Source organism: Paenalkalicoccus suaedae, assembly GCF_006965545.2.
GTDB lineage: Bacteria > Bacillota > Bacilli > Bacillales > Salisediminibacteriaceae > Paenalkalicoccus > Paenalkalicoccus suaedae.
Map to the genome: position 1 here is coordinate 3,284,561 of NZ_CP041372.2, position 19,484 is coordinate 3,304,044.

Consider the following 19,484-nt stretch of genomic DNA (forward strand, 5'->3'; position numbering starts at 1 on the left):
TGCGAGCGATTTTAAAAACCCGATCCTTTATCACACTTCCCGCTCAAAAACTACATATACTTACTCGATAAAATAAGCTACTCTTTATATAGACGTAATCTAGCACCACTCATGGCAAACATCCCACCTCGTGCCTAGTGCCAACTTACTCGGAGGTCCCTATGTTTAAATTATTTTTCAAAAACAAAAAACTACGCATTACCCTAATCACAACAGCCTTCCTCATTGGCGGCTTCTATATCTTTATCAACTACACAGCGATCGGCCTCGTCAACGCCCACACCTTGTCGAACTACGGAGATCTCGTCAAGATTGAACAGACATGGACTGCCGGCCTCGGCTCACCCGCAGAGTATGACGTAAAATCTCTCCGCAATTCAGATATCGAATACACCGTGACTGCAGAGAGATCCTTCATGCTAGGTATTCTCCAATACGTGAGCGGGTGGCTACCCCTAAAAGTTAGAGTTTTTATTATGCAGCTAATTGGCTGGTTTGTGTTCGGTATTCGACTGGATTAAAACCAGCCAATTTTTCTTTTGATCGTATATGGTTGTACCAGTAAATATATTCTTCAATCTGCCTTTTTAATTCTTCGTAGCTCACTAATTTTTCTCCATAATACATTTCTTGTTTTAATATACCAAAGAAATTCTCTATTGAAGCATTGTCTGCGCAGGTTGCTTTACGTGACATGCTTTGAAATACTTTATTTTCTTTTAATGTCCTCACCCATTGGTTGTGCTGATAATGCCAGCCTTGATCGGAGTGGATAGTCGTACGATAGGTTGCCTGAGCTCCTAGTACTTCTATTGTTTCTTTTAAAGGTTCCATGACAAGATCTAATGTTGGACGTTTCTTGATACCAAACGCGATAATTTCCCCATTGTAAAGATCAAGGAGTGGATTTAAGTACAATTTCTCTTCTCCTAGACATTTGAATTCTGTAATGTCGGTTACTAATTTCTGAAAAGGAATAGGCGTGCTAAATCGGCGGGACAGTCGATTCTTCGCTACCTTTCCAACCTTACCCTTATAAGAATTGTATCTACGAGACTTCCTCATAAACTTTACGCATTTTAACCCTAATTCCCTCATAAGTCGATACACTTTTTTGTGATTAATACACCAGGCTGATTTCTTTAATTCCTTGGTAATGCGTTTATAACCATAACGTTCATGAAACGCCTTAAACAGCTCAGTAATGACTTCTTTTAGTTCTCTATCCGGATCTTCTTTCCCAAAGTTTTTCACATGATAGTGGTAGGTTGATTCTGGAATACCTACAATAACTAGAATATCTTTTAATCGGTATCCTTCTTCTTTGAGTTCGAACGCCACTGTTGCTTGTGCTTTTCGTGGAAGGCATTCGGATTCTCTCGAAAAGCTCTCAACTTTTTTAGGTAGGCATTTTCTAGCCGCAACAGTTCATTCTCGCGTTCTAGTTCGTCTTCACGTGTTAACTTCTTCTCTTCTTTTCCCTTTGATTTATTACTGTTTTTAGACATAGAAGGTCGCTCCTTTGATCTTGGTTTCAGGCCTCCTAATCCTTGTTCATTAAATGTTTTCATCCAACTGTAAATTAAAGCAGGATTATTTAATCTAAATTGTTCAGCAGTTTCCTGAAAAGAAGCACCTGTCTCAAGCATAAATTGTATCGTATCCACTTTAAATTGAACAGAGTACGCCTCATTCGTTCTTCTTCGTTTTAATCCTTCAACCCCTTGCGTTTTATAGGATCTTACCCAATTTTGTAGTGGAGTTCGAGAGGGCATATTATACTTTTTAGCTAATAATTTATACCCGAGATTTCCATTCAAATATTCGCTAACAAGTTTCATTTTAAATTCTTCACTATATTTGGCCATAAAAACACCCCCGAAAGTTAGATTATCTACTCTAACTTTCGGGGGTCGGTACCGCGAAGACACCTATGAGGACGGTAAAGCCGCTTATGAGAAGCTACAAAAGCTCGCTCTCGTCACCGAAGATATCAAAGAGCTAGGCTTTAGCGGTAGAAACAATCAGGAGATCAAAGTAGATTTCATTCCAACTCACCGCGACGAAAATGGCGTCAGTCTCAAAACGCTCCATCTTATGAGCAATCAATCTATGCCTCTTGGCAACCTGCAAGAGAGCGAGATCACAAGGCTTCAGCAATTAATCATGCTCATCCAGAGCTCCGGTGCAGATATTTCCCGCGTCTACGTGGAAGACTTCCGCACAGACACAACCATTACCTTCGACGGCTATGCCTCCACCACAGCTCTAACGGAGGACGAGCTTTATACGTATTTACGGAAAACAAATCGATCCATCGGCACCTTTGAGTCCATAAAAAAGTACGAAGAGGACTTTAATCAGACAACAAACGAGCGCTTCCGTTTTGGATTTGATGAATTGGATCACCTCTATACATGCTCGGAGTACACCGAAGCAGGCACGTGCACCGGCATTAGGTTAACCGTTCGCTATCAGTATCCTGGCCTTTCAGAAGATAACGAACACCTATTAGCAGACGTCACCGCCATCTTAAATCTCTTAGACAACACCATGCAGGATATAAACTCCTACGAGCTCTTTATAGCAGAAGAAAACGACGAAGGCGAATGGTTCAAAGAAGTCCACTTCACCAAACAAGAACGCGACCAGTTTGAGAGTGTGGAAAATTTTATAGAAGTAAAGTTCTAGAGCATCCTAACGCAAATGTCCATACTCCCTATCTATGAAAAAGATGATAAGTAATTTAAAGAGCCATTTAAATACCTATTACGGATAAGTCTGTTCCAATTAAAGACATCATAGTGAACAGATTTCCTCTCTGAAATTGTCACAAGGAATAGATGTCTTACAAAAGGTACAGTTAGCAGAGTTCCGTTAATCAATGCAAATATCTCTGAAGTTACTCAATTCAATTGTTCCGTATGGATTACCAATTCATCGAAATATACATTACTTGAAATTCCCCTATTACATAACAAACGATTAAGAGTACCAACTCAAATTGAGAAGGTACTCTTAAATACTGAATACAAAGGATCTTAAAAATTTAAAATTGAATTTTTAAAATCTTTCGTTATTCACTATCTGCTATATAGTCTTGCCATTCTTAATAAACATTACAGCCTTTTTAAATCCTGAACCTGAAGTTAATCCAGATAATTTACCCCCTTTAAGCCAATCCTCTTCAGTAAGCGGGCTTTTATTAATGATTTTTTCAAACTCCTCAATATTTTCCGATTGATTAAGTAATTGAAAAACTGCATTTACTCCAGTTGTTTTTTGCAAATAATAAGAGTTATCGTAGTAAAAATCATATTTCTCAGATTCTATAATTATACTTTGTACCTTGAAACAACTCTCCCATTTCTCGTAAACCTTTTGCCATGCCTGATTAAAATAATCTGCTAAATCTAAAGCTTTATCGTCTAAATTTTGAATACTTATTACTTTCCCACCTTCGTCGTGTATAATTTTTTTCACTAAAGGTAAAATAGCTTTTTTGTATGCAGCTATGCCTATAATCCCAATCTGCGAGTTAATTTCCTTTTCAAATTTAATTGCATTCTCCCAAACACTTCCTTTAATTTCTTCGTTAAGAATATGTGCAATTTTTATCGCTAAATACTCTTCCATATCTTCTTTTGACTGGATATCTTTTTGCCCTAGCAATATATATTTTTGCTTAGCTAGTATAACTAAATCCGTTTTAAGTTTCTTTGGTGTAGAGTTAATATCATTAAATACATCTAACTCTATGACTCTTGATTCATTGGGTATTACAAGAATAATAATACTTAATTTATAATCCCATAATTCATTTTTTATTTTCGCTGCTTCAGCTAATCCCTCAAGTCTATGTTGACCATCAACAATCCTAAAATAGCAATAATCATCTCTTTTTGATGCTCCTTGCAAATTTATCGAAACTACATTTTTTATAGCTATATCTTCAAACTCTACATCGCTTATTATTTCTTTGACCTCATTACTATTAACACTTAAAATAATTGAGGTTGGAAATAAGCCATTACCCGAAATAATATTATTTTTTATTTTTTTCACATGTTTTTCATCAAGTGGCCGTTGGTATCCATAATCATCCTGATTATAAATTAATACTTTCGAATTATCATATACAGTTTTTAAATCCATTACAACGCTATAATATTGCTGGATACCTTGGTTATATCTTTGTGCAATATATTTCATAATTAATAGCCCTCTCTTAAGAACCGACGTATATCTTCACTAATAAATTGGAATTTTTCTAGAGATCCTTTTGCCTCTTTATTTAAATAATCAAAAAAGCTATCGAGGAGAGTGATATCTTTTTCTGTATTTTTTAACCCTTCCCTTTTAAAAGGTGTATTATTTATAGTGTGAATTGCAAATAAGTAGTTTATATCATAAAACATTTCTAATCCGAAAACTTCTTCATCTTCTTCTTTCTTCTCTAAATAAACATCTTTAGTAGCTTTATAATATTCTACAATCTCTGTAAAACAATTTATGTCTTTATAAACTATATTATGATTAGATTCCTCAATAACTTTATAAAATATTGCATCAAAGACTATACTATCTTCAACATCAACGGTGTGTAATTGGATAATAACTTCCAATATTTTTTCTAAGTACCAGTTAAGAAAATCGATATATTTTTCTTCACTGCTGACCTCTTCATTTAGAGACTCGTACCAATGTAATGTTACTATTTCTATAATTTGTAAGTCGAAGTCGAATTTGCAATGTTTTAAATAATTATTTATTATAGGATTTTGACTCTCTCTTTCTGACTCTACCTTATCTTTAATTAATTTAAAAACATCTAAGTTTGAATTTAAATTTCCATAATTAGGGTCAATGGATCTAGATAACAGATGTAAGAAATACCCTAGATCTAACAACTGAGAGTCTACTTTCACACTTAATACTTCCTCAAGTTTAGCTGAGAAAAAAGATTGTAGTTTTGAATTAAATTCCCACATCTCTCCATTTTGACTATAATTTTTTTCAGACGATCTTATTGTAAATAGTAATTCATCTGTTCTATCAAGTAATTTACCAATATCACTCATGATCGGTTCGTTAGACTTTCGAACAATAGAAAACTTATTATTTTTATAAAATTGCTGATGTTCCATGTCCCCCCAAGCAGACATTAATTGACTTTTAATTTGAAGTTCAAATAAATATTTTTCTCCATTTTTATGAAATATACAGTCAACTTTTATTATATCTAACCCATTTCTCATTTTTGCTTGTTTTTCTTCCAAATTCTCAAATGTTATATAATAATCTGGATTAATATTTTTAAAACTATTTTTATTATCTTTAATTAATTGAATAATATTATAAGTATCTTGCTTTAGATCACCTAAAATTTTCAATCCGATCAAATCGGAATATCTCTGTTTTAGATACTCTATTACTTTATTATCATCTTTATAATCTATCATGTTTTTTATATGAAGTAAGTCATTTTTTCTCACTAATTTCTCACCTAGACTTAACTCACTTTTCACTCTATGTGTTACTTTATAATAATTACCTAAATAACCAGCGTTATCATGTGTCAATAAATACTTCGTAGATTCATCTTTGAGTATTCTATCAAAAGTTACTCGAAAGAGTTCAGAAATTTCATTTGCACAAATTTCCAATTCTTTTTTAAGATGTGAATTATATGTTTGAATAATTTCTGCTTTTAATGAATCATTAGAGATATTTGTCATAAAGTCCCACCTGTAGATAATTAAATTTGTTTTAATAAATTTAATACCAGTAATATTTTAAATAAAGTCTTTATTTTATATATCCGATAGTAACAATAGATTAACCTTAATATTAATATTGCACCATGGATAATAAGTCTATATATACATTAATAAAAATACGATTTGATGTATCATAATGAAATAAGAATAAAAAAGTCATATAATTATTTATATTAAAATGCATTAAATTATGTCAGAGTTTTAATAACCAAAAACCTAATTATTGTAATATTATCATATCATATTAATTTTAAAAGATTTATACTAATATAAAAGTTATTGTCATTAATTTATTTATTAGTTTTTAAATTTGAAATAATAATTAACTAATAGAATCCATTTCATATAGTTTAAATTTGTAGTCTAATACATCATTACCTACCTTTTAATCACTAGTCTTTAAACGAAAACCTCATATTCACATCTCTAATTCCATCCAATATGTTACGGTTACTTGTTAACACCACACGGAAATCTACTAAGTCAAATTCTTCTTCACTCACGTCGAATTCAACTCTATCTTGCGCATTCAAGTTAACAGTCGCATAGGGACTAGTCAGCACTCCATCATAAACAAAGCAATCCCCTTCTCCACATCCACTAAATAAATCCTCTCTCTTATACAAATACAACTCTACCCTTAACTGTTTGTCCGCACCATAATCAAAGCCAATCCAATTTTCAAATACTAACGTATTAGCTTCATCACTACTTAAATCAAATCTGCCAGATACATGATCATATCCTACTTCGGGTACGTATACTAATGCGCCTGTATTATATACACTCTCTTTCCAATCCCCACTCACTAACTTTCTAGCGAAAAAGTCCATATGAACGGTTCCATGCTGGACAGAAGGCCCTAGATACCTTACACCGCCAACAGAATCCTCTGTATTCCCTTCTCCACTGTCAATAACCTCAAATGCCCGATACAATAACACCGCCGCAGTCGCACGACTTACTTTCACATTCCCACTAAACGATCCATCAGGCATCCCTGCTACAATTTCTAAACCAACCATGTTACCCACACTCTCATTCGCCCATGCTGGAATAGCATGATTGTCTCGGAAGAATAGTGGTTTCTTATAGCTATCCGTCTTAATTCCTTCTACTTGTAACATTCGATCAATGATTGCCGTCGCTTCAACTCGTGTAATCGGACTATTCCAGTTCGAATTGCCCTGCTGATCACCAGTCATAATTCCCGCTTGCCCTAGCTCATTCAATTCTATGTAAAAAGGATTTGTAGCATCAATATCATTAAAATTATTTCTACCACCAAAAGGTAAGTCTAATGCTCGCGCCACAAAAGCCGCAAACTGCCCCCGCGTCACATCCTGTCCAGGCGAGAACGTCGTCGCACTCGTACCAGCGATTACTCCCTTACTAGCTAACGCATTGACCTCCGTCTCATACCACGTATCTCTCACATCCGTAAATCCACTCGCCGCAACATTCGTCGCCATTCCTACCATCATCACAACAAACAACATGATACTCCATACTTTCCTCAAACCATCCACTCCTCTAATCATAGTCATTACTACTAACAATACTCCCCACCCTCTCAGATAGAAAATATTGTATATCTGTAACTAGTATATAATAACCATTTATAAAGAACCACCTAATATCTATAATTTCCTAATATTATTCACTTACTAGTAAAATCCCCACAACAAAAAAGACCCCAAGAACAGATCTCTCCGTCCTCCGAGCCCCCAACTCCTATCACTTCCCTATCCCTCTCCCCCTCCACGTCCCATACGTCACCCCACTGATAACCAACAACGCTCCGACAACATGAACCGCCATCAACCGCTCGCCCAACAGGATCGTCGCTAAATCACGGCCGATAGTGGCATAAAGTTGATAAAGATCGATGCTCGTGCTGCGCCGATCATTTTGATTCCTTGGTAATACATGATAAAGCTTAATACGGAGACAATCACGCTCATATGTAAGATGGATCCCCAGGTTAACAAGCTCGCCTGCTGAATCTCTACCACGCTCGTCTCAAAAAATACGAAGGGGAACAGCATCAGCGTCCCAATCCCGACCGCATATGTCGTTGCCGTGATCGAACTGAACTTCCGCAACGCCACTTTGCCCAACACGCTATACAGCGCCCAGCACACGACAGCAAATAACAACACCAAATCAATCGGAGCCAAGCCTGCCTCGACCACCTGCTGGAACTGCCCCTCTGTGATGATGATCGCAGCGCCCGTCAACGCCAGCACCAACCCAATAACATTGCGTTTAGTGATGGCTTCTTTGAGAAAAATCCCTGACAGCACCGCAATCAATATTGGATTCGAAGCAATAAATAACGAGCTCTTCACAATTGGCGCATCACGCGTCGCAACAAAGAACGCGATATTATACAGCGCAATTCCCGTCAACCCAAGCAAGCCAACCAACCACCATTCCTTGCCTTTAGGTCTCCTACTTCCTTTATCCATCACAAGCATGACCGGGATAAGTAACACAAACGCAAAGAAGAATCGGAAAAACGCCACCACAGTTGGGCTAAAATCTTCTGTTGCGTAACTCCCCGCAATAAATGCGCTCCCCCAGCTACTTGTTGCTAGCGCGAGCATCACATAAATAAGCCATGGCCTATCATTTAATAGATTCTTCATCCAACCATTCCTCTTCCATCACTTCTCACTCAAATAACGACACACCGCAAGACTTCTCTTAACTCTTCATTCCACAGCTCTGCCTTCCCTACCGCATAGCTATCCTCCTGGATCTCCGTTGGTTTGTTCGCTTTGCCGATGATATAGTCGACAAACTCCATGCCTGTGTATTCGCAAATGTATTGGAACTGTTGGACCAGTGGCAGTGCCGCTGTCTTCGGAGGCGGATTTTCTCCTGTGATGATCACATACGCCTTCTTCTGCTTCATTCGCTCCGCAAACTGATAGCGATCGTCTCGCATGTACTGGCTCCATCGGTCAAAAAAAAGCTTCATCTGCGCAGACATCCCAAACCAGTATAACGGAGTTGCAAAGAGGATGATATCCTGTTCCATGAATTCCTTAAACAACGCTTCATAATCATCATCCACCTCTTCAAATCCACCTGCCGTATGCCGCTGATCGACGATCGGGTTGATCTCGTAATCGAGCAGATGCACCTTCTTGCACACGATTCCTTCTAAGGCCCTATCCACCAAATACTCCGTGTTGCCGCCTCTTCTCGCACTCCCAAGCAATGCCATCACCTTCATATGCCTTCCTCCCTCTTCTTTTCCTACTATCAATACCTTATAATAGAAACATTGTTCAGTAAATTAAATGATTTTGATAGAAACGATCATTAAAATTGATAGGAGGGACAGAATGGAGCTTCGTCATTTAATAACATTCAAAACAATCGTAGAAACGGGAGGCTTTAGAAAGGCTGCGGATGAGTTAGGATACGTACAGTCTTCGATTACCTCCCACATCAAGGAACTCGAAAAGGAGCTTGGCTACCCGCTTTTCGACCGGTTAGGAAAGAAGGTTGTGCTCACGCAAACGGGAGAACGGTATTTACCCTACGCCAAAGAGATGATTGACCTGCATCTTAAATCAAAAGAGGTCATCAAAGAAGCGAACGTGCCTGCGGGAGAGCTGACCATTGGGGTAAGCGAATCGCTAATGATTTACTGGCTCCCGGCCATCATTCAGCAGTTCATGGAACGCTATCCGGAGGTCAAGCTGACGCTAAAATCGATACACGATAACCTCCCAGCGCAATTCATCAAAGGAGAAATAGACGCAGCCGTGCTCATAGAAGTCCCAAATTGGCAACCATCCCAACTACGCGTCGAGCAATTAAAACCAGAAAAGCTATCACTCGTACGATCCGCAGCCAAAGCACAAACATCGATCCCAGAGACCATGTTCGTGACAGAGTACACCTGTAGCTGGCGACCAATGATCGAGAGCTTTTTAGAAACAGAAGGAAGGGAAGCAAAACGAGTCGAACTCCCAAGCATCGAAGCCATCAAAAAATGCGTGCTCCTAGGCCTAGGCAGATCCATGCTCCCTCATTTTGTCGTAAAGGCAGAAATCGAAAATGGAGACCTCATCGAAGAAAAAGCAGAACAACCAATTGCTATTTATACAGCCGTCCATAAAGATAAATGGCAGTCGATTAATGTTGAGGCGTTTTTGGATGTGTTGATGGGGAGAGATGGAATTGAATGAGGACGTTGTGGTAGATATGATCGGTAGACGTTTAATTTAGTAGGGAGTATTGGTGAACTAGGGTTATGTTAGAGCACCTAAACGTGCGAGGATGACTTCCTAAAATACCTTATTTTGCAATATTACGATTTAAGACCCTATCAAACAGAGAACAGAATGGTAATAAGTATCCTAAACGTTATGTCTCTATTCTAGAAAGGACTTTCCCCCATGTATACAATACTTATACTTTTCTTCGTAATCGTCATTGTTCATCAAATCTTAAAAAAGGTACTCATTAAAAATGAGAGTTCTATAAACCTAAGTGACACGAATGGCTTCATTCCCTCACTCATTGGTTATTCGATTCTCGCTATTCTCGTCTTACTTGTGCTGATTAATTTTACGCTCATAGCTGCTCCTTACGATTTTTTATTACTATCCTCTTTGTTTGTTATAACCTTTTCTTTTCAAGCTATTATTGAAAATAAGTACTTAGTTCACAGTAAGAATAGGAAGTATGTTGCACTGGCTTCTTCTTTATTATCGGCATTGTTATTTTGGATTTTTTTATGAAACTTTTAGCTTGGTTGTTATTACAGCACCAAAATGCTTATTATCGGTAGCAATTAAAAAGTATAAGCCCAACCACACTGGTCGGGCTTAATATACGCTCGTAGCTACTATTTCGCATTTGACAAATTTAGACTAAATTCGACAAGTGACAGAGCCCTGCATTTTAAAATAATTATTTTACGATTGGATATTTCAAACAAATAAATTGATATTACTTTTCTTTGAAATTGCTTTATTAATTTCAAACATAGTATCAAAAAACTTGCTCTCTATTTCTTTTTTTATTTTATCATTCATATTCTCCCATAAGGCGGGAGAGTAAGCGAAGTTCTCCATATAACTGATAATTATGTCTGATATGATTACTTTTTGCTCTTCTATGCTACTGTTTTCAATTTGAGAAATTAATTTTTTGAATCTTCGATTGTTTCTTGTGAAATTACTTAATAACACATAGGTACTTCCATTTTGAGGAAATACAGTCATGAAGATAGGGGCTAACATAGTTTCCCAATCATTTAAATTATTGATTAAATTATAATCTAAATCTCTTTCAAGATTAGTCATTGAGGAAACAGCTATGTGAAATTCTCCTTCAAATTTTATAGTATATGTTGTTATATTTTCAAATTTTCTTAATAACAACCATTCGTTGTACCATTCTCTAAACTTATCAGCCCTCTTCTCAGCATCTTCATTTCCTTTTATAGATTGGTATATCGATTCTCGCATAAAAATTATCTGCTCAACTGATGGAGTGTTTTTACCTCTAAAATGCTGATTAATCTCTTCGAATTTTTTTTCTCTAATTAGTTTTAGAATATACCTATAAAGTTCTCCAACAGATTTTTTTGCATGATACTCCTTTGCCATTGCTCTATAAGCAAATAGAAACTCCTGCTCTTTGTTACCTAAGCTATAATCAGAGTTCTCAATCGGATTAAATAAACTTGTATCGTGATGACCACAAAAACCTGAAAATGTTGTTGCTATTTTTCTTCCCTTTAGCTTCATCTTGGAAGTTAGTTTCGCTTCCTCATTTATATCATGGCTAAACATTAAAACGTGACCATTATCTGAAATCACATCTAATATTTTGTTATTTTGTATTGAATGAGCTTTAATTATTTTTTCAGAGCAGTTAATATCCTCATGAAAACATTCTTTAACTGCAACTTTATTTTTCAAAAAGTTAATATTTTTATCAAAACTTCTCCTTATGTACTCATTATTAGACACTATAACTACACCCCTTATTATTAATAAACTTTATACTTAGTAATTTTCATTTATATACTTACATAGTACAGCTTTTTAAAGATACAATTATTGAGTATATAATTAGCATTTTCATGTGTCTTGATTAGTAGCCGAAAAAAAGGGCTCTTGATTTATCTATAGACTATTGGCTCAAAATCTATATGTTTACTTATTTATTCTTCACTTATTTCAACAAATACACTGTGGAAGTCACGACCAAATTTAGAAAGTTGATAGTTCTTCTTTGACTTTATTTTCGGATCAACTAATTTAGGTAACCCTTTACCTTTAGCAGCCCTAGTTAGATACTCATTAATTTTTTCAATGGACTTAACTATAATCTCTAAATCGTTAAATGATTCCTTCTCATGGCGTGTTGTTAAAAGACCTACTCTCGACAAATTTACTCTTACAGAATCGTATTGTTCATATGAAATGTCGTAACGCTTCATTATTGCTGTAAACGTATCATCTTCGTGTAAGCTCGTCATACTGTACTGTCTTAACACAGCTAAATCTAGCATTCTTAAGTCTTTCAACAAATCATAATAAGTAAATACAAAATCATCATTTATATTTGAATGAGCTGTCATATTCACATAGCCGTTCATATAATAATGAATTTTTTCTTCTTGAGGCTCATCAGCTATAAAATCAAGAATATAACCATAAAAATTGTCACATTTTTTCCTATCATCAGTAGTTAGATTCTCTAAGTTTTTTTCTATTTCCTCTATTCTTTTAATTGTTTCATCAATAAGGCGAGTTACGTTTCTTTCAAATCTTAATTGTTTATAGTGCATTCTTACTCCCAACAATCCCGGTGCTAAGGAGGCACTTGCATCTGTAACTAAATCAACTGATAACTCAGCACCTCGATCTTTTAAATATTGCGCTCCGTATTTAACTACAGTTTCAACAATAGTAGTTTGATGATGCGTAACTAAAGCTTTTAGTCCATCTGTTATTTTATCCTTACTCATCTTGTATTCCCCCTCAAACTCACCGGTTAATTATTTACTGCTCCATCATAAACTTCAAAAAAATTTTTTGCTAATAAACCTAATCTAATTAGTGCTTTCAAACAGTCACCTACTGCCCAACCTCCACCAACAACCCCCTCTTCCCTTCCATCAACCTCATCGACTTTTTCAAGTTTGCTTGGTGCTTCTCTGATCCAGGTAAGAGCCCTGCCTTTTGTATCTCTAATGAGGCTAGCTCACGTTCTATTTCCTCAAGCCTCATTTGGATCTCCATTGTTCGGGTATCAACTTCAATCTCTTCCTCATAGAATTCTTCAGCACTCTCCACGATAAATTCTTCAACCTCATCCGATGAATCAACTATCGCAACTGAAGTATTGGCTGCTGCTGATTGCACGCAAAGTGTTTTCACCTCTTGCTCTGATTCCAGCAACCGCTCCTCAAGATCGCTTTCTCGTTGAACTAAAACCTCAACCTCCTGTCGCAGCCCCTCTTCTACTGCATGTAATTCTACTAATTGATCATTAAGTACTTCTATTTCTGTGGAAAAACCAGTAGTTAACTTCTCCACCAATTCTTCATGGTCACTTACCGTCTCTTTAATATTTTGATGAGCTTCTGATAGCAACTGCTCTTGTTCATTAAATTGCTCTGACATCCGTTGAGTTGTTTGATAGAAATAAACTGTAGTGAATGTCAGAGTTAAAAGAATTACTCTAACCATTAATCGTTTCATGCCTTTTATATACGCACCTCTTGTATAACTTTATATTGTCTACGTTTTCATTGGGCTAGTAGCACCTTTCGGAGCATTTTAATCTTTAAAACTAAGAATATTTAGTTTATTTAATTTAAAAGTGAAGAAGCCCAACCAATCTCCACCGGTTGGGCTTACTCACTATCTATCTACAATTTACTTCTTCCCATAATACTCCACATACCAATCCATAAACTGCTGCAGACCATCCTCAATCGTCGTCTTCGGCTTAAAGCCTACAGCTGCCTGCATATCCACAACATGATAGATATTACACCTATCATAGAATCGACAAATCAAGACTAATTCCGACAAGAGACAGGCACCTATTTTATCGCTACAAGTACATTTCTTTATTATTTTACTAGTTCTATCATTAAAATCATGAATTTCAGTTAATGAAAGATAAGTAAGACAAAGCCCAATCAGTTACAATCGATCAGACTTCATAAAATTCATAACACTTATTTTTCGTTCAACAAATTAAGATTAAATTAAAAAAGTAATTAGACCCCATTTTAGAATATTCTAAGCTTTAGTATTTAATTTAATTAACTTAATATAATTTCGTGAACTTTTAAATAGTTCTTTTATTTGTTCACTATTAGTGTCAGCTATACCATCACTTATTTTTTTCTTTACTTGTTTACGAGCATATTTTAATGAGAACTTATCATGCACAATTTTATTTCTTAAGAGAGCTAACAATTTAGTGCTTTTCTTATCTCCAACTTTTATTGCTAAACTTTCTTCGATCAGCTTTATAGTATTTTGGGAGTTTGTATTTGATGACTTTCCAAATTCTTCACCCTTCGATTTCTCATATATATTCAACATTAATTGTTCAATAATAGCATACATTTCAATAACAATACTCGCGTATTTTCTGTCTTTTCTTTTATTATACAGTTCTTTCAAATGAGTATCTTCGAGCATACTTAAATCCATTTTAATCTTCTTCTCAATACTACTTCTTTTTTTGTCAGTAGTTTTTGCAACTAACTCATTAAATTCTTCTTCCAATAACTTGAGATCTGCTTTAGCTGCCTTTATTAATTTAGATATTTTCATCTCTGTACCTCTTTTCATAATTTTTGTAAGATATTCCCTCAATCAATATCAATTATAGAACTCGTCCCCCACCTCAATCTCTTCGGAAACAATACCTTCAATCCCCTCAGCTTCTGCTCGAGCACTTGGTAACTCAAGAAACTCCTCTTCACTAACAACATTAAAAACAAAAGTTTGATCTGGTGCTTTTATAATATCTAGCCCTTCAAACGTAATGTCTAAAGTGACCTCTCCTTTGAAGTCCTCTGGTAAAACGTATATGTCCATCCAATCTAATTGCACTAGAGATCTATAATCTTTATAAGTTCCTTCACTAGTCTTAAATGTATAATTAATTAGAAGTTCAGATCCTCCATTAATATTATGTGGAAAGTAGTGAGCATAGTTACCGTATGAATCTGTAACCTTCAAGTTTAGTAACTCTGATATATTTGTTGATCTAGTTATGTTAATTATTTCAGATGGTGTTTTATACCTTAATTCATAAATGTTACTTAAAGAGATGTTCTGTGAATATAAACTCGGATCTAAATCATAATAAACCATCAACCGCTCACTCTCTAACTCATTCTCAGCTTCAAGCCTGATATAAGTTATATACGCATCTTCATCCAAAAACAATGAAAATCTAGGGTTATAATTGTATGAGATAAAAATATTAGAATGAACATAATGTGGAATCTCCGAGTATCTATCAAAATTAAAAGATACATCAACCATATTCCAGTCCAGATCGAAAGAATCATTTATCCTATCGAATCCAATATCAAACACCTTCATTTTTTCAAGGTCAATATCTTTTTTGAAATGAGAATATCCAATAAATTCTTCACTATCAAAGCGTGTGTAAAAGTAATTATCATTAGTTCTACCACTATAAATAATTGAGTAATCTCCTAACGGCACGTTATAAACATTTGTATGATGCATCCAATGGGTAACTGGTCTCCATCTCATATCATCTTCATTAAAATACATCTTCTCTATAATAAAATTCTCTTCCGATACTTCTCCCGGAGCGCTCAAGGTTATCTCTGTATACTCCTTATCCTCTTTAGTTAGTTCAATACTTGCGCCTTTTTTAAAATCCTCTACTTTAATTATTCCTTCGTACATAGTCGTTCCCGTAAAGACATAGTATTGGATTGATTGAACATCTTGAACATACTCTAGATTTTTATATTGAACTTTGCCATCTAAATAATCAGGGTGATCTCCATAACCGAACCCTTTAAACTCACCATTTTTGTCTAAATAAACAAAACTGCCCTGACTATAATATCCTGCATCATCGTCCATCACTTTAAATGTTATATTCCCTTTACTCCAAGCTTCTTTTTCTTTAGCTTCATTTACTATTGGAGTTCCACCACCAGGCTCTGGCACCACAGGTACCACTGGAACTGGCTGCACCACCTGCTCTTTCTCTTCGGTCTCCTCTTCTACTTCTTCCCCTTGCTCTTCTTCCTCATCTACCGGCACCTCTACTTCAGGCAATTCCTCCTCGCCAATCTCCTCTTCGTCCTCCAACAACTCTTCAACTCGGTCTATGGAGCGACTTAGCATTAGCGCAAAGCTTAGCCGAGTTAGCTCTTCTCTCGCACCAAAACGTAATCCTGCCCCTACTGGCACCCCCAACAAAACTCCCTGCGACTGCAAGATCTTCACTGCTTTTTTGTGCGAAACATGAATCGTCTCTTCATCAGTAAAATCAACTGGCTTCCCATCTAGAGTTAATCCAAATGTACGTACAATAACAGAAGCCATCTCCTGTCTAGATATCACATCATTCATGTTCAGCTTACCGTTATATCCTTTAAAAATCCCAGCCTCCACTACAGCTGCAATCTCAACCGCACTTCGATGATACGGATCAACATCGTCAAATACAGACAACGTCCCGACAACATCTTTAGCTCCCTCTAACTTCAGGGCACGATACATCATTAATGCCGCATGCTCCCTGCTAATAGAGGCATTCGGTCTAAATGTATTGTCAGGGAACCCATTTATAATCCCAGTAGATACAAGCTTATTAATAACGTCCAAACCTTCCCCTTCTATTTCCATGTCAGAAAATACAGGGAATGCAGCCTCTTGAGCATATACAGTTCCTGGAGCTACTAAAGAAGCACTTACCAACGCAACTAAATACTTTTTATACGATTGAGATGTATTCATTTTGTCATTCTCCTCATAATGATTAGTTGGTAAAACTGTAGTGAAAGAGTAATAATTTATCACACCTTTCGGTGTATAAATTAAATAATAGTTAGAAAATTAAGAAAAATAAAAGCAAAAATAAGTAGATAGATAGTTGAAGCCCAACCAATCTCTACCGGTTGGGCTTCTTCTCTATCCAACTATTCACTACTTCTTCCCATAATACTCCACATACCAATCCACAAACTCCTGCAGACCATCCTCAATCGTTGTCTTCGGCTTAAACCCTACAGCTGTCTGCAATTTATCCGTAGATGCATAGGTTGCTGGTACATCTCCTGGCTTGATTGGTTCGAACACCTTCTTAAACTCTACATTCTTACCTAAAGAGTTAGACAATGCCTTCTCTAGAGCTCCGATAAACGTCATTAGCTTCTCTGGACTGTTATTTCCGATGTTAAACACCGTATGAGGCACAGCCCCTTCTGCTTTACTTGGAGGTACACTAATTAAACGCTCAATTCCCTCCACGATATCATCTATATACGTGAAATCTCGGTACAGATCTTTATCGAAGTCGCCATTATTATAAATATGAATGACCTCATCAGCAAAATACTTATCTGTAAACCCAAAGTACGCCATGTCTGGACGTCCCATTGGACCATAGACGGTAAAGAAACGTAATCCAGTTGCTGGCACATCATACAAATGACTATATGTATGAGCCATCAGCTCATTCGACTTCTTCGTAGAAGCATACAGCGACACAGGAGAATCAACGACATCCGTTTCTTCAAATGGCACCTTCTTATTCGCACCGTACACCGAACTAGACGAAGCATAAATTAAGTGCTCAACAGGATAATGACGACATGCTTCTAAAATCGTATGGAAGCCGACGATGTTACTTTGGATGTAGGCATCCGGATTTTCGATCGAATAGCGCACGCCAGCTTGAGCTGCTAGGTTGATCACGATCTCTGGTCGGTGCGATGCAAAGAGGTCTTCCACAAGACCCTTATCCGAGATATCCCCGCGCACAAACGTGAACGAATCAAATGGCTCCAAAAACCCTAAGCGCGTCTCCTTAAGCTTAACGTCATAGTACGAATTGACATTATCAATCCCCATCACCGTGCACCCACTCTCCAGCAGGCGCTTCGCTACATAGTAGCCGACAAATCCAGCTACGCCGGTGATAAGATAGGTTTTATTCGGATCTACCTTCTCATACATGGCTCGTTACCGATGCCTTTACCTCGCGCTCAACTGCCTGCCGTCCAATAGAGTGATACTCCACGCCAACTGCCTGCATATCCGCAACAGGATAAATATTGCGCCCATCATAGACGAGCGACGTTCGCATGAGATTCTTATACATTGCAGGAGTCACTGCCTTCACTTCTCCCCACTCGGTGAAAATAAAGCAGACGTTCGCATCCTGTAATGCTTCTTCTACACTAGCTACATACGTGATGCTTCCTCTGCCATGCTGTCCTTCTGGATGTACACGAGCAAAATTCTCTGCGCCAACTGGATCAAACGCATACACATCTGCACCTTGTTCTAACAGTAAAGGTACATTCTCTAATGACGCTGCTTCACGCAAATCATCTGTACCTGGCTTAAACGTAAGACCTAAAACCGCAACCTTTAATCCGTTAAAGGTGATCAAGCGGTTACGCGCTTTTTTATACAGCATCGTCTTTTGATCGGTATTTACGTTAATGGCTGCCTTCACCGTTCGTAAGTCATAACCGTGCTGCTGCGCAATATGCTCGAGTGCCTTCGTATCCTTCGGGAAGCACGATCCGCCGTAGCCAATCCCAGCATTTAAAAACTTGCTGCCGATTCGATCGTCAAAGCTCATCCCCTTCGCCACATCCTGCACGTCCGCCCCTACTAGCTCACACAAGTTCGCGATATCATTCATATACGAAATCTTCAATGCTAAAAAGTCGTTCGACGCATACTTTATCATTTCCGCCGAGCGTCGATTGACTGACACAATAGGCAAATTAAAAGGCTGATAGAGTTCTGTTAACAACTCTTCAGCCCATGTGCTCTCTGTACCTATAATAATTCGCTCTGCGTAAAGCGTATCTTTAACTGCCGATCCTTGAGCAAGAAACTCAGGGTTAGACGCTACTTCCACCCGAACATCGTTAACAAGGAAGTCACTGATAAACTGCTCAACCTTATCATTCGTTCCAACAGGAACCGTTGACTTAACCACAACAAGACAATCCTTCACAACAGACTCCGCAATCTGTCTTGCAACCGTCGCAATATAAGACAAGTTAGCAGACCCATCAGGTTGCTCTGGCGTACCCACACCAATAAAAATAGCATCCGCCTCTTCATAGGCAGATGCATAGTCCGTTGTATATTCAATTCTGCCAGCAGCATAGTTTTTCTGCATAAGCTCTTCAAGCCTATCTTCAAAGATAGGAGAAACTCCAGATCTCATTAAATTCACTTTTTCTTCATCAATATCCACACAAGTCACACTGTGACCCATCTCAGCGAAACAAACCCCGGCAACCAAGCCAACATAGCCCGTTCCGGCAACTGCGATTTTCTTCATTGTAACACCGCCTTTTTCGTATTTAAAAGTTCCCATTCGACAAATTAAGACTTATTTCGACAAGTGACAAGCACTTGTTTTAGACTTCATTTTCTCACGCCCTCTCACAATTTCACA

Annotated in this window: 18 protein-coding genes; 3 read left to right on the forward strand and 15 right to left on the reverse strand. The window is 37.1% G+C overall.

All coding sequences use genetic code 11. The features are described 5' to 3' along the window. Positions 1-161: 161 nt before the first annotated feature. Positions 162-521, forward strand: a complete 360-nt coding sequence (locus tag FLK61_RS17085; protein WP_176010560.1) for a hypothetical protein — start codon at positions 162-164, stop codon at positions 519-521. Here FLK61_RS17085 and FLK61_RS17090 read toward each other — a convergent pair. Together FLK61_RS17090 and FLK61_RS17095 are read right to left on the reverse strand one after the other, a co-directional pair. Continuing rightward, positions 475-1,341, reverse strand: coding sequence for an IS3 family transposase (locus FLK61_RS17090; protein WP_176010561.1), 867 nt, complete (start codon positions 1,339-1,341; stop codon positions 475-477). The genes FLK61_RS17085 and FLK61_RS17090 overlap by 47 nt on opposite strands. Continuing rightward, on the reverse strand, positions 1,305-1,868 hold the full coding sequence (locus FLK61_RS17095; protein WP_176007880.1) for a helix-turn-helix domain-containing protein: 564 nt from the start codon (positions 1,866-1,868) through the stop codon (positions 1,305-1,307). Before FLK61_RS17095 ends, FLK61_RS17090 begins: the two co-directional genes overlap by 37 nt. Between FLK61_RS17095 and FLK61_RS17100 the strand changes: the two genes are divergently transcribed. After that, positions 1,861-2,691 (forward strand): hypothetical protein, encoded by an 831-nt coding sequence (locus FLK61_RS17100; RefSeq protein ID WP_176010562.1) that lies wholly within the window; start codon positions 1,861-1,863, stop codon positions 2,689-2,691. The genes FLK61_RS17095 and FLK61_RS17100 overlap by 8 nt on opposite strands. A 399-nt stretch (positions 2,692-3,090) precedes the next feature. On the opposite strand, the gene FLK61_RS17105 is transcribed toward FLK61_RS17100, so the two are convergent. The 5 genes from FLK61_RS17105 to FLK61_RS17125 all read right to left on the reverse strand — a co-directional run bounded on the left by FLK61_RS17105 (position 3,091) and on the right by FLK61_RS17125 (position 9,018). Continuing rightward, positions 3,091-4,212: a DGQHR domain-containing protein gene (locus tag FLK61_RS17105; RefSeq protein ID WP_176010563.1), complete on the reverse strand. Its 1,122-nt coding sequence runs from the start codon at positions 4,210-4,212 to the stop codon at positions 3,091-3,093. Positions 4,213-4,214: 2 nt separating this feature from the next. Further along, on the reverse strand, positions 4,215-5,738 hold the full coding sequence (locus FLK61_RS17110; RefSeq protein ID WP_176010564.1) for a nucleotidyltransferase family protein: 1,524 nt from the start codon (positions 5,736-5,738) through the stop codon (positions 4,215-4,217). A gap of 434 nt (positions 5,739-6,172) precedes the next feature. Continuing rightward, positions 6,173-7,300: an S-layer homology domain-containing protein gene (locus FLK61_RS17115; protein ID WP_176010565.1), complete on the reverse strand. Its 1,128-nt coding sequence runs from the start codon at positions 7,298-7,300 to the stop codon at positions 6,173-6,175. Positions 7,301-7,627: 327 nt separating this feature from the next. Further along, positions 7,628-8,431 carry a DMT family transporter gene (locus FLK61_RS17120; RefSeq protein WP_249777628.1) on the reverse strand — a complete coding sequence of 268 codons (804 nt, stop codon included), beginning with the start codon at positions 8,429-8,431 and terminating at the stop codon, positions 7,628-7,630. 29 nt (positions 8,432-8,460) lie between these two features. Further along, positions 8,461-9,018, reverse strand: a complete 558-nt coding sequence (locus FLK61_RS17125; RefSeq protein WP_176011290.1) for a flavodoxin family protein — start codon at positions 9,016-9,018, stop codon at positions 8,461-8,463. A 118-nt stretch (positions 9,019-9,136) separates the two neighbouring features. Between FLK61_RS17125 and FLK61_RS17130 the strand changes: the two genes are divergently transcribed. After that, positions 9,137-9,988, forward strand: a complete 852-nt coding sequence (locus tag FLK61_RS17130) for a LysR family transcriptional regulator (protein ID WP_176010566.1) — start codon at positions 9,137-9,139, stop codon at positions 9,986-9,988. A gap of 747 nt (positions 9,989-10,735) precedes the next feature. Here the strand turns inward: FLK61_RS17130 and FLK61_RS17135 are convergent. The 8 genes from FLK61_RS17135 to FLK61_RS17170 form a co-directional block, all read right to left on the reverse strand. Continuing rightward, positions 10,736-11,782: a hypothetical protein gene (locus FLK61_RS17135; RefSeq protein ID WP_176010567.1), complete on the reverse strand. Its 1,047-nt coding sequence runs from the start codon at positions 11,780-11,782 to the stop codon at positions 10,736-10,738. Between the two features lie 194 nt (positions 11,783-11,976). Beyond that, complete coding sequence (locus FLK61_RS17140) at positions 11,977-12,786, reverse strand: hypothetical protein (protein ID WP_176010568.1); 810 nt, start codon at positions 12,784-12,786, stop codon at positions 11,977-11,979. A gap of 109 nt (positions 12,787-12,895) precedes the next feature. Further along, positions 12,896-13,522, reverse strand: coding sequence for a hypothetical protein (locus FLK61_RS17145; protein WP_176010569.1), 627 nt, complete (start codon positions 13,520-13,522; stop codon positions 12,896-12,898). A gap of 177 nt (positions 13,523-13,699) precedes the next feature. After that, positions 13,700-13,858, reverse strand: coding sequence for a hypothetical protein (locus tag FLK61_RS17150; RefSeq protein WP_176007611.1), 159 nt, complete (start codon positions 13,856-13,858; stop codon positions 13,700-13,702). Between the two features lie 213 nt (positions 13,859-14,071). Continuing rightward, the gene (locus FLK61_RS17155) at positions 14,072-14,614 is read right to left on the reverse strand and encodes a hypothetical protein (RefSeq protein ID WP_176010570.1); all 543 of its coding nucleotides are present in this window, start codon (positions 14,612-14,614) and stop codon (positions 14,072-14,074) included. 48 nt (positions 14,615-14,662) lie between these two features. Next, the gene (locus tag FLK61_RS17160; protein WP_176010571.1) at positions 14,663-16,795 is read right to left on the reverse strand and encodes an S-layer homology domain-containing protein; all 2,133 of its coding nucleotides are present in this window, start codon (positions 16,793-16,795) and stop codon (positions 14,663-14,665) included. 189 nt (positions 16,796-16,984) lie between these two features. Continuing rightward, the gene (locus FLK61_RS17165) at positions 16,985-18,016 is read right to left on the reverse strand and encodes a GDP-mannose 4,6-dehydratase (RefSeq protein ID WP_176010572.1); all 1,032 of its coding nucleotides are present in this window, start codon (positions 18,014-18,016) and stop codon (positions 16,985-16,987) included. Continuing rightward, entirely contained in the window at positions 18,009-19,367 is a 1,359-nt protein-coding gene (locus FLK61_RS17170; protein WP_176010573.1) for a UDP-glucose dehydrogenase family protein, read from the reverse strand. Before FLK61_RS17170 ends, FLK61_RS17165 begins: the two co-directional genes overlap by 8 nt. Positions 19,368-19,484: the final 117 nt, after the last annotated feature.

Excerpts from the sequence above, each read along its gene's own strand:
- FLK61_RS17085 (WP_176010560.1), top strand. The coding sequence starts at position 162 with ATGTTTAAATTATTTTTCAAAAACAAAAAACTACGCATTACCCTAATC.
- FLK61_RS17095 (WP_176007880.1), bottom strand. The coding sequence starts at position 1,868 with ATGGCCAAATATAGTGAAGAATTTAAAATGAAACTTGTTAGCGAATAT.
- FLK61_RS17105 (WP_176010563.1), bottom strand. The coding sequence starts at position 4,212 with ATGAAATATATTGCACAAAGATATAACCAAGGTATCCAGCAATATTAT.
- FLK61_RS17110 (WP_176010564.1), bottom strand. The coding sequence starts at position 5,738 with ATGACAAATATCTCTAATGATTCATTAAAAGCAGAAATTATTCAAACA.
- FLK61_RS17120 (WP_249777628.1), bottom strand. The coding sequence starts at position 8,431 with ATGAAGAATCTATTAAATGATAGGCCATGGCTTATTTATGTGATGCTC.
- FLK61_RS17130 (WP_176010566.1), top strand. The coding sequence starts at position 9,137 with ATGGAGCTTCGTCATTTAATAACATTCAAAACAATCGTAGAAACGGGA.
- FLK61_RS17140 (WP_176010568.1), bottom strand. The coding sequence starts at position 12,786 with ATGAGTAAGGATAAAATAACAGATGGACTAAAAGCTTTAGTTACGCAT.
- FLK61_RS17145 (WP_176010569.1), bottom strand. The coding sequence starts at position 13,522 with ATGAAACGATTAATGGTTAGAGTAATTCTTTTAACTCTGACATTCACT.
- FLK61_RS17155 (WP_176010570.1), bottom strand. The coding sequence starts at position 14,614 with ATGAAAATATCTAAATTAATAAAGGCAGCTAAAGCAGATCTCAAGTTA.
- FLK61_RS17160 (WP_176010571.1), bottom strand. The coding sequence starts at position 16,795 with ATGAATACATCTCAATCGTATAAAAAGTATTTAGTTGCGTTGGTAAGT.
- FLK61_RS17165 (WP_176010572.1), bottom strand. The coding sequence starts at position 18,016 with ATGTATGAGAAGGTAGATCCGAATAAAACCTATCTTATCACCGGCGTA.
- FLK61_RS17170 (WP_176010573.1), bottom strand. The coding sequence starts at position 19,367 with ATGAAGAAAATCGCAGTTGCCGGAACGGGCTATGTTGGCTTGGTTGCC.